Here is a 15444-nt window from a genome sequence, read left to right on the forward strand (position 1 = left end):
ACCCCCGCAAACGGTTCAAAAGCGTTTGCAACCAGGGGCGGTACAAAGAAACAAGACTGCTTGCGTCCACTATGTGGTTCCCAAACAACAAACCCGTTGCTTGAGAACACAACAAAATAAACAACACCACAGTTGTAACACCAGATTTCCCGCCCCCCCAAGGGGGCGCGGAGCAAGGGTTACGGCGGTCATAGCGTGGGGGAAACGCCCGGTCCCATTCCGAACCCGGAAGCTAAGACCCACAGCGCCGATGGTACTGCACCCGGGAGGGTGTGGGAGAGTAGGTCACCGCCGGAACATCATTAAAACGGTCGAGAGCCTCCAGACACACGTCTGGAGGCTCTCCCGCATTTAACCCCCCAAACCACAAAACAGCCGGCCTTCCGCCGGGCCCATCAGGGCCGGAACCTGGGCAGGCAGCCGGGACTGGCGCGGGTAGAGTAAATGCCCATGGACAACCTCTTCAGCCACGCTCCCCTTGACCAGCCTGATGGCCCCGAACCCGTGGCAACAGACGGCCTGGAGCCGGTGGTCTTCACCGTGGTGGTACCCGGCGCCGTCGCCCGGGCCTTTGTGGGGTTCACCGAGCACACGCACCTGTGGTGGCCGCTCGAGGACCACAGCGTCTACGGCGCCGGCTCCTATGTGGAGTTCGAAGAGAACCTGATTCTGGAGACTGCGGACGACGGCCGGACGGCGATCTGGGGTTCGATTGATGACTGGCAGCCACCGCTGTCCTTCCACGCCAGCTGGCACCCGGGAAGTACTGCCGTGTGGTCCACGGAACTCCGGGTCGCTTTCCGGGCCGTCGAAGGCGGCACCGAGCTCCGGCTGGTGCACAGCGGCTGGGAAGGCGCCGAGGACCCGGCCGCCATCCGCGCGGACTACGTCGCCGGCTGGCCCGGAGTCCTGGACCGCTTCCTCCGGTTCATGGGCGGTGGCGATGACTGATGGGCCGCAGGCCATAATCCGTCGGCTGCAGGCCGACGAGTGGAAGAAGATGCTCCGGCAGCACGTGAGGCCAGCAAGATGCGAGGCGTAGCTGGCTAGGCCTGCAGCGCCACCGTCTCGGCCGGCGGCACGGCCGTACTGGACCGGATGACGAGACTCGTCGGGTACTCGGTGTCCTCTGCCGCGGTGTTCGCACCGTCCTCCAGCCCCGCCAGCAGTCGACGCACCGCCAGCGCGCCCTGGCCGCGGGCGTCCTGGTCGATCGTTGTCAGCCCGAACACCTCGCCGAGCTCGTGGCCGTCGATGCCGATGACGGACAGGTCCTGCGGGATCCGGAGGCCGAAATCGCGGGCGGCCAGGATGGTTCCGATCGCCATCTCATCGGAGGCCGCGAAGACCGCCGTCGGGCGCTCCACGGAGCCGCCCAGCAGCCGCCGGGCACTGGCGTAGGCGCCCTGGATGGTGAAGTCGGCGCAGACCTGCCACTCGGGCCGGACCGCCAGTCCCGCGTCCCTCATGGCTTCCTTGAAGCCGCCCTGGCGGGTACCGGGAAGCCTGAAGTCCTTGTCATAGGCTGCATCGCCGGTCATGTGCGCGATCTTGCTATGGCCCAGCTGGATGAGGTGCCGGCCGGCCGCCTCGGCGATCCCCGAATCATCGATCCGGATGGTCGAGGCCCCCGGCAGCGGCCCGCCGATCCCCACGATGGGACGGTGGATTGCCAGCAGTTGCTGGATCTCCGCCGTACTGAGCTCCAGAGACACGGCGATGACCGCGTCCACGCGCTTGCGCAGCAGGAAGTCGTTCAGCACACTGTGCCTGCGCTCCTCGCCCCCGCTCACGTTGTACAGGGTGAGGTCGTAGCCGGCGTCGAGCAGGGTCGCGGACACGCCTTCGACCACGGAGGAGAAGAACCAGCGGTGGACGGAGGGAACCACGACGCCGACATTGTGGTTCCGCCCGGAGGCCAGGCTGGACGCGTGGTAAGAGGGCACGAAGCCCAGATCCGCGGCGGCGGTCTGCGCCCGCTGTTTGCTGCGCACCGAAACATTTCCCTTGCCGCTCAGGGCCCGCGAAACGGTGGCGATGGAAAGGCCGGCCCGTTCTGCGACGTCCTTGATGCCGGGCATTGTCAGCTCTCCGTGTCCCCGAGGTAGATTTCCAGCCAGACCGTTTCACCCGAGCCTAACCGATGCCCGCTTTCGGCCGCGCCAGCCCAGTCCCAGCCTGTTTCGACGGATCCGGCTGTCCCGGCCGAGCTGCGCAGCAGGACCCTCCCCGCGGGCAGCTCCACCGGCCCGTGGCCCACGTTCAGCAACACGAGGGTGGTGCCGTTGAGGTAGGCGAGGCAGGTGTCCGTGCACCAGTCCTCGAGCCAGGACAGTGATCCGCTGCCGAGCCCCAGGTCGCGCCGGAGAGCCAACATGCGCCGGTACAGGTTGAGGTGCGACGACGGCGAGGCGTCCTGCGCGTCCCGCGCCAGTCCGTCGAAGCTCGCCGGCTGCGGCAGCCAGGGGTTCTCGCCGGAGCCGAAGCCAGCGTGGAGCTCGCCGCTGCGCCACGGCAGCGGTACGCGGCAGCCGTCCCGGCCCAACCGCTCGCCGCCGGTGCGGCCAAACGTCGGATCCTGCCGCTGGCCGTCCGGAATGTCGATGCCGTCCGGCAGGCCCAGTTCTTCGCCCTGGTAAAGGTAGGCGCCGCCCGGAAGCCCGAGCATGAACATCGAGGCGGCTGCCGCCCGGGCACGGCCGAGAGCCTCGTCCGGCTGCGGATCGTGGCTGCCGATCCCGTCGCCGTCGCGCGGTGCCTGGCCGTTGTACCCGAAGCGGGTGGCGTGCCGGACGACGTCGTGGTTGGAGAGGACCCAGGTGCTGGGCGCTCCGACGGAATCCAGCGACGTCAGCGACTCGGTGATCACATGGCGCATCCGGCGCACGTCCAGGCCGGCGTGGAGGTACGGGAAGTTGAAGGCCTGGTGCATCTCGTCCGGACGGACCCAGTCGGCCAGCCGGGGAAGCGGGTCCACGTTGGCCTCGGCGCAGAGGATGCGGTCCGGGCCGTACTCGGCAAGGATCCGCCGCCACTTGCGGTAGATGTCGTGCAGGGCCGGCTGGCCGAACATGGGGGCGTCCTGGCCCGCGTAGCCGTCGGAGCTGGCACCGTCGGCGCGGCCGCCCCATTCCGGAAGTCCCGGAGCCTTGACCAGGGCGTGGGCCACGTCCACACGGAATCCGGTGACCCCGCGGTCCAGCCAGAAGCGCAGTACGCGCTCGAACTCTGCGTGTACGGCGTCGTTATCCCAGTTGAAGTCCGGCTGGGAAGTGTCAAAGAGGTGCAGGTACCACTGGCCCGGGGTGCCGTCGGGCTCCGTGATGCGGGTCCACGCCGGGCCGCCGAAGTGGGACTGCCAGTTGTTCGGCGGTTCCTCGCCGTAGGCTCCCCGCCCGTCGCGGAAGATGAACAGGTCCCGTTCCGGGCTGCCGGCCGGGGCCGCGAGGGCGGTCTGGAAAGCCTGGTGCTGGTCCGAGCAGTGGTTGGGAACAAGGTCCACGATCATGCGCAGGCTGAGGCGGGTGGCCTCGGCGATCATGGCGTCGAAGTCCGCAAGGGTGCCGAATAGGGGGTCGACGTCGCAGTAGTCGCTGACGTCGTACCCGGCGTCACGCTGCGGGGAACGGTAGAACGGCGAGAGCCACACGGCGTCGATGTCCAGTTCCGCGAGCTTCGGCAGTTCGGCGGTGATGCCGGCGAGGTCGCCAATGCCGTCGCCATCCAGGTCGCGGAAGGACCGCGGATAGACCTGGTAGATGACGGCGGAGCGCCACCAGCCGGGCATGTGGTCTGCGGCGTGCACCGGTGTCAACGGGCCGGTCAGGGGAACCCGGCCGGCGGGGGCGGTGAGGACTGTATCAACGGACATGCCGGTAATCGTAAATCCGAATCGGTGAATTTGAAAACGCTTCCAGTCGAAATTCAACGCACCCGGTCCCTGCCAATGTCCGGAATGGGATGTGGGATAGGTCCTGAACAGCGCGCTGAAGTGGGGGTTTGCCCCGAACGGTCGGGAATCCAGGGCGGGGCCGAACGCCCGCGTTACCCGTCGGTAATGTGACGTACCGGAGTCATGTTGTGCCAGCAGCTTGGAAGCGCTTGCAATTGTGAGTCACATCACCTACCGGGCGAAAGCCCGCGGAGGATCCGGCCCTCGGCGCGGGGCGGCGCCAAGCGCCCTGATCTGCACCCGAGGCCCGCTGGCGCCGTCTGCCCGGAACCACGCCCTAATCCGGGCGTCCGTCTTCGCGCCTTAGACTGAGAGTCGGATTCGAAGAACTGGAGACCGCATGAGCATCATTGACGAGCTCACCTCTGCCCTGGGCCCCGGGAAAGTCACCGTGGACGCCACCACCCTGGCCGCGTATGCCGTGGACCAGGCACCCGTGCTGGACTACCAGCTGCCGCAGGCGGTGGTCCTCGCTGAGTCTGTTGCAGACGTCCAGGCCACCGTCAGCGCGTGCGCGGCCCGCGGCATCCCGCTGGTGGCCCGCGGGGCGGGCACCGGCGTCTCCGGCGGCGCCCACGCGAGCAAGAGTTGCGTTGTGCTGAGCCTCGAGCGGATGAACCGCATCCTGGACCTCAACCCGGACGACGAGACCGCCGTCGTCGAGCCCGGCGTCGTCAACGCGGACCTCAACGCGGCCGCGGCCGTCCACGGACTGATGTTCGCCCCGGACCCGGCCAGTTTCAAGATGTCGACCATCGGCGGCAACGTCGCCACGAACGCCGGCGGCCTGCGCTGCGCGAAGTACGGGGTGACCCGGGACTCCGTGCTGGCCCTCGACGTCGTGCTCGCGGACGGCTCACTGATCCACACCGGACACCAGACCTTCAAAGGGGTCGCCGGCTACGACCTCACCGGGCTCTTTGTGGGCTCCGAGGGGACCCTGGGGATCGTGGTCGGCATCACGGTCCGGCTCAAATACCTCCCGCGGGAAGTGCACACCATCGCGGCGTTCTACCCGGACTTCCGCAGCGCCGCGGCGGGCGTCCTCGCCGTCGGCAAGGCCCGCGTTCAACCGGCCATTATGGAACTGCTGGACAGTGGATCGCTCGCGCAGCTCGATGACATCCACGGCTCGGACCTGGCCGCGCGCGGCGCGTCCCTGCTGCTGATCCAGACCGACGGGTTCGGCGCCGAGGCGGAGGCTGCTGCCATCCGGCCGCTGCTGACAGCCGGCGGGGCAGTGGTGACCATGGAGGCCAATGCCGAGGCCGAGCACCTCGTGGAGCTGCGGCGCAACAGCCGGGGCGTGGAGGTCGACGACGAATACCGGGTGGGCGAGGACGTCGCCGTGCCCCGCTCGCGTCTGGTGGACTACGTCGCGGAGCTGGAGGCGATGGCGGCGGCGTTCGGGGTCCAGCTCAAGGTTGTGGCGCACGCCGGCGACGGAAACCTGCACCCGACCTTCTGGGTGGACCGGGTGGGCAGCGCCGTCGACGCCGACGCCATGGAACGACTGGGCGCGGCCCTGGACAAGTCCATCACGGTCGCTCTCGCGATGGGCGGCACCATCACGGGCGAGCACGGGATCGGCCAGTTCAAGCTGCGCTGGCTCGGGCTGGAACAGAAGGAGCCCGTGCGTGAACTGCAACGCCGGATCAAGGAACTGTTCGACCCGGCGGGCATCCTGAACCCCGGCAAGGCGATTTAACCCAGCCGGGCGGTCCAGGCTCCGGCGGCTCCTAGTCGTCGGAGTCGGGGTATTCATCGATCGATTCGTCGGCGCCGTAACGCGATTCCTCGGTTTCGACCTCCAGGATCTTCAGCAGTCCGGTATCCGGGTTCAGCATGATGGCGGCCTCGTCGCGGCGGTGGCGCAGCTCGGAGTCGATGTAGGACTGCACGGCCTCGGCCAGCGGGATGTGCCGGTTCTCCTTTTCGGACATGTACCAGCGGTGTTCCAGGATTTCGTGCACGGCCTCCGCGGGCTCCAGCTTCCCGGACAGGTCGCGGGGGATGGACCGGACGATCGGTTCGAAGATCTGGCTGACCCAGAGGTGCGCGCTGTATTCCTCGTCCATGCCGGGGTTGTTGTCCGCCCGGAAGGAGTCCATGTCGTTCAGGAGCCGCCGGGCCTGGTTCTCCTGGGCGTCCAGGCCGGTCAGGCGCAGCAGCCGGCGCTGGTGGTGCCCGGCGTCCACCACCTTCGGCTGGAGCTGGATGGTGGAACCGTTCTGGGTGGTCTTGATCGCGTATTCCTCGACGTCGAACCCGAGCTCGTTCAGCTTGCGGATCCGGGCGGCCACGCGCCAGCGTTCGCCGATCTCGAAGGACTCCTTTTCGGTCAGCTCCGTCCACAGGCGGCGGTAGCTGTCCATGATCAGCTCGCTGGTGGCCACCGGGTCCACCTTCTCCTCGATCAGGCCGCCGTCGAGCAGGTCCATGAGCTCGCCGGCGATGTTGACCCGGGCGATTTCCAGATCGTACTCTCGCTGGCCCGTGGAGAGGTCCGGGTACAGCTCGCCGGTCTCGGCGTCCACGAGGTACGCGGCGAACGCGCCGGCGTCGCGGCGGAACAGCGTATTGGAGAGCGAGACGTCGCCCCAGTAGAAGCCGATCAGGTGCAGCCGGACCAGGAGCAGAGCCTGGGCGTCGATCAGGCGGGTCAGGGTGTCCTTGCGCAGCATCTGGGAGAAGAGCGCGCGGTAGGGCATGGAGAACTTCAGGTGCCGGGTGACCAGGACGGGGTTCAGCGGCCGGCCATCGGGCGTGGTGCGCCCGGTGATGACGGCGACCGGCTCCACGCACGGGACATCCAGCCGGGCCAGTTTCCGGAGCATGTGGTACTCGTGCCGGGCGACGTGCTCGGAGGTTTCCTTGATGGCGATGACGGAACCGCCCAGGTGGGCGAAGCGCACGATGTGCCGGGAAATGCCGCGGGGGAGGGCGGCGAGATATTCCGCCGGCCAGTCCTCGAGGGCAATGTGCCAGGGCAGGTCAAGCAGCTCCGGTTCGGTGGCGGCCGCGGTGATGCTCAAGGAGCTGGAGGCCAACGAGCCTTTGTCGTCGTTGGCGCTGGCGGCCTGGTAGCGGGGCAGCTTCCCGATCTGACCGTAGTCGGTGGGTTCGTCGTGCCACTGGGCGTTGTTTTCCTCGGTCATGTGCCAATTCTTCCGTACTAAGGGCAACGGCCCTAACGATCGGGCCAGGTCTGCAGTAATGGTCCATGGTCAGCCGTGCGGTTAACGGCCGACGGCGGCCCTCCGGTTGGGGAGGACCGCCGTCAGTTTTGCCGGTGCGTGGGTGGGGACTAGGCGCCCAGACGCAGACCCGTCTTGGTGTCGAACAGGTGTACGTGGCCTGACTGCGGGCGGACCCAGATGGACTCGCCCTTCATCGGGGGGCGGCGGCCGTCAACGCGTGCCACGATGTCGTGGCTCTGGCCGTCCAGGGTGGTGTGGCCGTAGACGTAAGCGTCGGCGCCGAGTTCTTCGACGACGTCGACCTCGACCTGGAGGCCTTCACCCTGCGGTGCGGTCTCGAGGTCTTCCGGGCGGGAACCGAGCGTGACGGTCTGGCCGTGGGCTTCTTCAAGCACATCGCGCGGAACCGGGTAGACCGTGCCGCCGAACTGCACGCCGCCGTCGACGACGGGGAGTTCCAGCAAGTTCATGGCCGGTGAGCCGATGAAGCCGGCCACGAAGACGTTCTTCGGCTTGTCGTAGAGGTTGCGCGGGGTGTCGACCTGCATCAGCAGCCCGTCCTTCAGCACAGCAACGCGGTCGCCCATGGTCATGGCCTCGACCTGGTCGTGGGTCACGTAGACCGTGGTGACGCCCAGGCGGCGTGTCAGGGACGCGATCTGCGTACGGGTCTGGACGCGGAGCTTGGCGTCAAGGTTGGACAGCGGCTCATCCATGAGGAAGACCTGCGGGTTACGCACGATTGCGCGGCCCATGGCAACACGCTGGCGCTGGCCGCCGGAGAGTGCCTTCGGCTTGCGGTCAAGGTAGGGCTCGAGGTCCAGGAGCTTGGCAGCTTCACGGACGCGCTCGGCGCGCTCTTCCTTGCTGATGCCGGCGATCTTCAGCGCGAAGCCCATATTGTCAGCGACAGTCATGTGCGGGTACAGCGCGTAGTTCTGGAAGACCATGGCGATGTCGCGGTCCTTCGGCGGAACGTCCGTGACGTCGCGGTCGCCAATGAGGATGCGGCCGGAGTTCACGTCCTCAAGACCTGCGAGCATACGCAGGGAGGTCGACTTTCCACAGCCGGAGGGTCCCACGAGGACGAGGAATTCGCCATCGGCGATTTCAATGTTGAGCTTGTCAACAGCGGGCTTCTCTGTGCCCGGGTACAGACGCGTAGCGTTATCAAAAGTAACTGTAGCCACAGTTATCAATCCCTTCACCGGCAGGTACGTGCCGGACGATCCGTAGTGAATGGTCTTATTATTCGGTTGTTTATTCAGTTGTAGGTGTCCAGTCGTGCGCATACTCCCCGGCCGAAGCCGAGGAGTATCCAATGACGCCGCACGGTTCTTGTGCGCCACATCACAAACAGAGTATGTCAGATTTGTAGCAAAAGGGCCATAAAGTTACCAATGTCACACGTGATTCGGGTTACACCCAGGTTTCAGGCCGTGGTGCCGAGGGCGCGTTTCCGCTCCCGCAACACCGTTTCCAGCAGTTCGGCGACGTGCACCGGCGCCTCCACGCGGAACTGCGCCTGGGTGAAATCCAGTCCCACTTTGACGCCGAGATCTCCCGGGACCAGGCGGCCCAGGGCGTCCTCGTCCGTGGTGTCGTCGCCGGCGAAGACCACCGCGGTGGCTCCTGTCGCCTGGCGCAGGAACGCGATGCCGTCGCCCTTGGAGGCGTTGACCACGGAGGTTTCCAGGACGCGGTTCCCGGTTTTCAGGTAGACGCCGGGCCGGTCCTGGAGCACGGCGCGGGCGGCGGCCACCGCGTCCTCCGCGACGTCGTCGTCGGCCAGCCTCGTGTGCAGCACGACGCCGGCGGGCTTGTCCTCGAGCAGGGTGCCCGGAGCTTCCTCCGCGATTTCCGTAAGAACCCGGCGGACATCGGCGAGCAGTTCCCGCTGGGCGTCGTCGAGCTCGAGCCGGGAGGAGCCCGGGCCCATCCAGACTTCCGCCCCGTGGCTGCCGATCAGCAGGGTCTGCTCCGGAGGGGAGGCGGTTGCCCGCAGGCTGTCGAGCGCACGTCCGGAGATCAGCGCCGTGGACGTCCGCGGCAGCTCCGTCAGCGCGGCGAAGGCGGCCGCGGCACGGGGAAGCGGCCGGGAGTCCTTGGCATGGTCGACCAGCGGCGCCATGGTGCCATCGAAGTCCATGGCGACCAGGAGGTGTTCGGTGCCTCCAACGCGGCGGACGGCCTCGAGCAGTTCGGGGGAGAGCGAGAGCGGCGTCTTCTCAGGAGTCATCGCGGATCACCTTCTCTTTGAGGGCGTTGAGGAAGTCCGAAGACCACAGGTCGACGTCGTGGTCCAGGATCTGCTTGCGCATCGAGCGCATGCGGCGGGCGGCCTCGGCCGGCTGCAGGTTGACCGCCTTCATGATCGTGGCCTTGAGGCCGTCGATATCGTGCGGGTTCATCAGCAGGGCCTGCTTGAGCTGGTCCGCGGCGCCGGCAAACTCGCTCAGGACCAGGGCGCCGTCGTTGTTCGTGCGGGCCGTGACATATTCTTTGGCCACAAGGTTCATGCCGTCACGCAGCGCCGTGACCAGCATGACGTCCGCTGCCAGGTACAGCGCCACCATCTCCTCGATGGGGTAGCTGTGGTGCAGGTAGCGCACGGCGGTGTTCTGCATGGTGTCGTACGTGCCGTTGATGTGGCCGACGGTGCCTTCGACCTCTTCGCGCAGCAGCCGGTACTGCTCGACGCGTTCCCGGCTGGGGCTCGCAACCTGGATCAGCGCGGCGTCCTCCACTGTGACCAGGCCGTCCGCCAGCAGTTCCTCGTAGGCCTTGAGCCGGTGCCGGATGCCCTTGGTGTAGTCGAGCCGGTCGACGCCGAGCAGGATCGTCTTGGGACTGCCGAGGTCGCGGCGGATCTGGCTGGCGCGCTCGATGATCTCGGGTTTCTGCGCCAGTTCGCTGATCTGCTGGACGTCGATCGAGATGGGGAACGCCTGGGCGCGGGCGATATGGGTGGTCGCCCCGTCCGGACCCTTGACATGGATCTGCTGCTGTTTGACGCTGGCGCCGAGGAAGCGGCGGGCGGAGCGCATGAAGTTTCCGGCGTCGCTGGGGCGCTGGAAGCCGACAAGGTCTGCACCGAGCAATCCGTCGATGATGGCCCGGCGCCACGGTAGCTGGGCGAAAATTTCCGGCGGCGGGAACGGGATGTGGTTGAAGAACCCGATCTTCAGGTCCGGACGTGCCTCGCGGAGCATCTTGGGTACAAGCTGCAGCTGGTAGTCCTGGACCCAGATCGTGGCGCCGTGGTTTGCATGGTCGATGACGGCGTCGGCGAACCTCCGGTTGACCCTCCGGTAGGCATCCCACCAGGTCCGGTGGAACTCCGGCGGTGCGATCACGTCGTGATACAGCGGCCAGAGCGTGGCATTGGAGAAGCCCTCATAGAAGAGTTCGATGTCCTCCGTGCTGAGCTGGACCGGGACCAGGTCGATGCCGCCGTGGCTGAAGGGCTGCACGGTCTCATCGGGAGCGCCGTGCCAGCCCACCCAGGCGCCGTCGGTCTTTGTCATCATCGGGGCCAGGGCGGTCACTAGGCCGCCGGGGGAGCGGCGCCAGCCGTCCACGCAGCCGGGCTCGTCCGGGGAGCAGCGGTCAACGGGGAGGCGGTTGGAGACCACCATAAAGTCAAACGCGGCGTCGGAGCCGGCGGCATGCTCTGCCTGGTCGCCTGCAGCTGTCCCGTCCGCCCCGTCTGTCATTCTCGTGCCGTGGTCGGCGCTGTCCGTTGCTTGCATTGCTGCCCCCTGGGGTCGCTTGTGGCTCCCATCCACCCTATCGGCACGGAATCTTCCGGGCTATTCGTCCGTTGGGAGGCTTGAAGGAAAGTTGAAAGCGCAACTTCCCAGTTTTCTCCCCTAAAATGATGAATTGCCACCCAGTGGATACCACAGGCCGATCGACCCGAGGAACCAATGAGCCCCGCAAACGAACCCCGTCAGTCCAAATCAGAGCGAACTGCCGCGGCCCGCGAGAAAGCCCGTGAAATCCGCGAGGCGCAGCTGAAGAAGGATAAACGCAACAAGCTGCTCATCGGCTGGGGCATTGTGGTCGCCGTCGTGGCCATCCTCGCCATCGTGGCCCTGGTGGTCACCTCCAGCATCAAGAACAACGCGCCGATCGCCGACGAGGGTCCCACCCCGGCCAACGGCAACGTCCATGGTGGCGTCACGCTGCTCGCCAATTCCGAGGTGGCCAAAACGGAGCCTGCGACCGTCAAGCTGGCCGACGTGCCGGCCGCGCCGGCTACTCCGCCGGCCGAGGTCGTAGCGCCGGCGGCCGAAGCCGAGGCGGGCAAGCCGGTCAAGGTAGTGCTCTACGTCGACTTCATCTGCCCCGTGTGCAAGAACTTCGAGGCGCAGTACAACGAGACCCTTACGTCGCTGCGCAATGAAGGCAAGATCACCGTGGAATACCGTTCGCTGGGCTTCCTGGACAGCCGCTCCACCACCAACTACTCCTCGCGTGCCGCCAACGCCGCGGCCTGCGTTGTGAACGAGTCCCCGGAGAAGTACGCGGACTTTGTCAACGCGCTCTTCGACAAGCAGCCTGCCGAAGGCGGAGCCGGCCTGCCGGATTCGGAGCTGAAGAAGATGGCGACCGACGTGGGAGCCAAAAGCATCGAGAAGTGCGTGGATGACAAGACCTTCCGCCCGTGGGTCAAATACACCACCCAGGAGGCCTCGGCCATCGGAGTCACGGGCACGCCCAGCGTCTTTGTCGAAGGCAAGCAGTGGGGCAAGGGCGAGAGCGCCCAGACCCCGTTCGAGCAGTTCCTGCAGGCCGCGATCGACGCCAAGCAGTAACAGCGCCACCTGACGGCAACTCCAGCCGGCCCGTTCCTGATTCATCCGGAACGGGCCGGCTGTTTGGTTTCGGGCAGCGGCATTCCCCTGGTTTTTATCACCGGGGGTCCGTGGGCTAACCTTATCTAGCGCCGTGGCGCCAGGCCTCTTCGGGGTCCGGTTCCGGTCGGCACGAAGGAATGCCTCCTTAGCTCAGTTGGCCAGAGCACCGCTCTTGTAAAGCGGGGGTCGTCGGTTCGAATCCGACAGGGGGCCCCACGAAACCCCTCCTCCCGGCGAGTTTGCCCGGACCGGAGGGGTTTCTCGTGCCCGGAAACGGGCCGCGGCGGGCCGGAGCCTGGAACTCAGATGCAGGACTTGTTGTAGTCGAACCCGCCCGAGATGTACTGGGTCATGGTGACTTTGCCGCCGCCTGTCAGCGGCGCTGCCGAACACATGCTGCTCGCGTTTGAGAGAGAGCTCGCGCCGGCGAGCCAGCTGCGCTGGGCGTAAAGGGTGCTGGTCGATGGCACCGAGCCGACGATCTGTGCCCACTGGTAGCCGGTCGAGTAGAGCCCTGTTTTGGCGCCGATGCTGGCAAAATAGGCGGCCATGCCCTCCAGGTCGGCTCTGTTGGCGGCCTTGTTCGTTGACCAGGAGTTTTCGGTCTCGACGTCCAGCCACCAGGTGTAGGAGGCCGGGTTCTTGATCCCGCGGATGTTGGCGTCGTCGTAGGCCTTGGCGTAGCCGTACATATAGGAGCACGCCGGGCCGACCGAGCCCTTGGTGCACGTGCCGTACGGGTTGGCCACGGTCTTTCCGGCATAGGTGTTGCTGGTAGGCCACCAGGAGCCGGCGGTCCCGGGGTTTCCGGTATTGACGTACAGGGCCACGAGGGGCTGGCCGGTCCCTCCGGTGGACGTGGCGGCCCAGGACAGCTGGGTGGCCAGGCACGGGTTTGTGTTGTTAGCCAGGCCGTTGTTCACACCGATGATCGCGAAGCTCTGGCCCTTGGGCAGGGGTTTGCCGCACTGCGGCCAGGACACGTCGACGCCGGGTCCCGCGGGCGTGACTGCTGCTGTGCCGGCCGAAGTCTTCGCGGCTGCGGTGTAGCCCGCCTTGGTTCCGGTGACGGTGACAGTGAGGGCCTTGCCGGCCTGGGCTGCGGCGGGCTTGTACGTGGCGGCGGTCGCGCCGATGACGGCGACGGCGTTGGCCTTCCACTGATACTTCAAGGTGACGGGTGCCGGACCCCAGATGCCCGGAACCGCGGTCAGGGTGTAGCCGACCTTTGCCGTGCCGGTGATCGTCGGCACCGGGGCCGGCCCGAGCGAGCCTGCGGCGATGGCGCCGGTGGCGGTCGAGGTCTTCGCGGCCGTGGTGTAGCCCGCCTTGGTGCCGGTGACGGTGACTGTGAGGGCCTTGCCGGCCTGGGCAGCGGCCAGTTTGTAGGTGGCGGCGGTCGCGCCGATGATGGCGACGGCGTTGGCCTTCCACTGATACTTCAGGGTGACGGGTGCCGGACCCCAGATGCCCGGGGCTGCGGTCAGGGTGTAGCCGACCTTTGTTTTGCCGGTGATCGTCGGTACCGGTGCCGTCTTCAACGGCGCGGCGGACGCAACACGCACCGCCGTCGTCGTATCCGGCGCCGCCGATGCGGGGGCAAGCGGTGCCAGGGAAAGCATCATGACCACAACCAGGGACAAGGGAATGGCTAGAGGCCGGACGCGATCGAATAGCAGCATAAAAACTTCCCCCAAATTGCCGCGCCCGGAACAGGCTGCGCTAGAGCCCGCAGAAAATGCAGACAGCGTGAATCTAGCACGGGGAGGTGTTCCTCAACACGCCCTGGCAGCTTCGCAGGCGCCGGACGCACGCAAAAACCCGCCGGCCCGGGCTCACCCGGGCCGGCGGGCCCTTACTGCGAGGCTATTCCGGGACCACCAGCGCCGGTGTGTCCTGCCGGATGGTTTCGCCGCGGAAGAAGCCCGGCCGGAGCCGCGCCATGAGGATCATGAACACGCCGCCAAGCGCCAGGACGCCGATGCCCAGGACAAAGACCAGTCCCACGCCGAAGAACTCCGACCCGCTGCCGAACTCCGGCGCCCAGCTGTCGACGGCGGTCTGCAGGAACACCACGAACAGGCCGGCTCCGCCCAGCAAGGGGCAAAGCAGCCGCAGAAGGAAGTTGCGGGCGCTGCTAAAGACACTCTTGCGGAAATACCAGACGCACGCGAATGCCGTCAGCCCATAGTAGAAACAAATCATCAGGCCGAGCGCCAGAATGGTGTCGTTGAGGACGTTTTCGCTGATCACGTGCATCACGGCGTAGAAGCCCGCCGAGACCGCGCCGGCCGCCACGGTGGCGAATCCCGGTGTCGAAAAGCGCTTGCTGACATGGCTGAACCGGTGGGGCAACGCGCCGTAGTGGGCCATGGCCAAAAGGCTGCGCGAGGGCGAAGTGAACGTGGACTGCAGCGACGCCGCCGAACTCGAGAGCACCGCGAGTGACATCAGGATCGCGAACGGGCCCATGATGGGGGAGGCCAGCGCCGTGAAAACGTTCGCCTGGTTGTCGGGATTGTTCAGGCCAATGCCTGTGTCCCCGACGCCGGCGAACATCATGGTTGCGATGGTCACCAGGAGGTAGATGCCGAGGACCACGACGGCGGTCAGGGTTCCTGCGATGCCTGCGGTCTTCTTGCCGTTGGAAGTTTCTTCGTTGACCGTCAGGCAGACATCCCAGCCCCAGTACACGAAGATGGACAGGGAGATTCCGGCGGCGATCTGGCCGAAGGTCTGGATCTTGGTGACGTCGAACCATTCCCAGCTGAACGGGATGGCCGTTTCAGAGGTGGACCAGTTGGCGAAGGCCATGACCACAAACAACCCCAGGACCAGCAGCTGGAAGCCGACCAGCCCGTACTGGACCAGCTTGGTGGCGTGCAGGCCCCGGTAACTGATCCAGACTGCCAAGGCGACGAACACGAAGCAGGTCAGGACGTTCAGCGGTTTGTTGGCCGCGAGGTCTGCCAGCTCCGGCGAACCGGTCAACTGCGCCAGGAAAAGATAGAAGAAATCCACCGCCACACCGGCCAGATTGGATAGCACAATGATGTTGGCCGCCAGCAGCCCCCAGCCGCCCATCCAGCCCACCCAGGGGCCGAATGCCTTGGTGACCCAGGTGAACGTGGTGCCGCTGTCCGGGGAGTCGGCGTTGAGTTCCCGGTAGGCGAGGGAAACCAGGATCATCGGAATGAAGCCGATGAGGAAGATCACCGGCAGCTGCAGTCCGGCTTCGCTGACAGTCGGGCCGAGGGCGCTCGTGAGGGTGTAAGCGGGGGCAATTGTCGAGATCCCCAGAACCACGACGGCGAGCAGGCCAAGCTGTCCGCCCTTGAGTCCCTTGCCGGTGATGCCGTGCGCGGTGCCGGCGGCGTCGGTCGGGGCTGCGCCGCCCGCCGAGCCTCCTTTGCGGAAGGTTTGAGTCATG

The 15444-nt window shown here is 66.5% G+C and carries 11 protein-coding genes, 1 tRNA gene and 1 rRNA gene; 5 read left to right on the forward strand and 8 right to left on the reverse strand.

Annotated features, from left to right (window positions below; all coding sequences use genetic code 11):
* The first annotated feature begins 180 nt into the window (after positions 1–180).
* Positions 181–297: ribosomal RNA gene (gene rrf / locus ABIB51_RS08825) — 5S ribosomal RNA — on the forward strand.
* A gap of 153 nt (positions 298–450) precedes the next feature.
* Positions 451–951, forward strand: a complete 501-nt coding sequence (locus ABIB51_RS08830; protein ID WP_354187526.1) for an SRPBCC domain-containing protein — start codon at positions 451–453, stop codon at positions 949–951.
* 95 nt (positions 952–1046) lie between these two features.
* Here ABIB51_RS08830 and ABIB51_RS08835 read toward each other — a convergent pair whose 3' ends face one another.
* Positions 1047–2081, reverse strand: a complete 1035-nt coding sequence (locus ABIB51_RS08835; protein WP_354187528.1) for a LacI family DNA-binding transcriptional regulator — start codon at positions 2079–2081, stop codon at positions 1047–1049.
* A gap of 2 nt (positions 2082–2083) precedes the next feature.
* Positions 2084–3871, reverse strand: a complete 1788-nt coding sequence (locus ABIB51_RS08840; RefSeq protein WP_354187530.1) for a glycoside hydrolase family 13 protein — start codon at positions 3869–3871, stop codon at positions 2084–2086.
* 421 nt (positions 3872–4292) lie between these two features.
* Here ABIB51_RS08840 and ABIB51_RS08845 point away from each other — a divergent pair, with 421 nt between their 5' ends.
* On the forward strand, positions 4293–5660 hold the full coding sequence (locus ABIB51_RS08845; RefSeq protein WP_354187532.1) for an FAD-binding oxidoreductase: 1368 nt from the start codon (positions 4293–4295) through the stop codon (positions 5658–5660).
* 31 nt (positions 5661–5691) lie between these two features.
* Here ABIB51_RS08845 and ABIB51_RS08850 read toward each other — a convergent pair whose 3' ends face one another.
* From ABIB51_RS08850 to ABIB51_RS08865, 4 genes are all read right to left on the reverse strand, one after another.
* Entirely contained in the window at positions 5692–7110 is a 1419-nt protein-coding gene (locus ABIB51_RS08850) for a DUF4032 domain-containing protein (RefSeq protein ID WP_354187534.1), read from the reverse strand.
* Between the two features lie 149 nt (positions 7111–7259).
* Entirely contained in the window at positions 7260–8342 is a 1083-nt protein-coding gene (locus ABIB51_RS08855; RefSeq protein ID WP_354187536.1) for an ABC transporter ATP-binding protein, read from the reverse strand.
* A gap of 242 nt (positions 8343–8584) precedes the next feature.
* A complete protein-coding gene (otsB, locus tag ABIB51_RS08860) occupies positions 8585–9391 on the reverse strand; it encodes a trehalose-phosphatase (protein WP_354187538.1) in 807 nt (268 codons plus the stop codon).
* Positions 9381–10790 (reverse strand): alpha,alpha-trehalose-phosphate synthase (UDP-forming), encoded by a 1410-nt coding sequence (locus ABIB51_RS08865; RefSeq protein ID WP_354187731.1) that lies wholly within the window; start codon positions 10788–10790, stop codon positions 9381–9383. The genes otsB and ABIB51_RS08865 overlap by 11 nt, the downstream gene beginning before the upstream one ends.
* A gap of 291 nt (positions 10791–11081) precedes the next feature.
* Here ABIB51_RS08865 and ABIB51_RS08870 point away from each other — a divergent pair, with 291 nt between their 5' ends.
* Both ABIB51_RS08870 and ABIB51_RS08875 read left to right on the forward strand, forming a co-directional pair.
* The gene (locus ABIB51_RS08870; RefSeq protein ID WP_354187540.1) at positions 11082–11972 is read left to right on the forward strand and encodes a DsbA family protein; all 891 of its coding nucleotides are present in this window, start codon (positions 11082–11084) and stop codon (positions 11970–11972) included.
* Positions 11973–12153: 181 nt separating this feature from the next.
* Positions 12154–12230, forward strand: a tRNA-Thr gene (locus tag ABIB51_RS08875).
* Between the two features lie 86 nt (positions 12231–12316).
* Here the strand turns inward: ABIB51_RS08875 and ABIB51_RS08880 are convergent.
* The gene (locus ABIB51_RS08880; RefSeq protein ID WP_354187542.1) at positions 12317–13696 is read right to left on the reverse strand and encodes a hypothetical protein; all 1380 of its coding nucleotides are present in this window, start codon (positions 13694–13696) and stop codon (positions 12317–12319) included.
* Between the two features lie 184 nt (positions 13697–13880).
* Positions 13881–15443 (reverse strand): APC family permease, encoded by a 1563-nt coding sequence (locus ABIB51_RS08885; RefSeq protein WP_354187544.1) that lies wholly within the window; start codon positions 15441–15443, stop codon positions 13881–13883.
* Position 15444: the final 1 nt, after the last annotated feature.

Source organism: Arthrobacter sp. UYCu712, from assembly GCF_040547005.1.
In the GTDB taxonomy this organism is placed as follows: Bacteria; Actinomycetota; Actinomycetes; order Actinomycetales; family Micrococcaceae; genus Arthrobacter.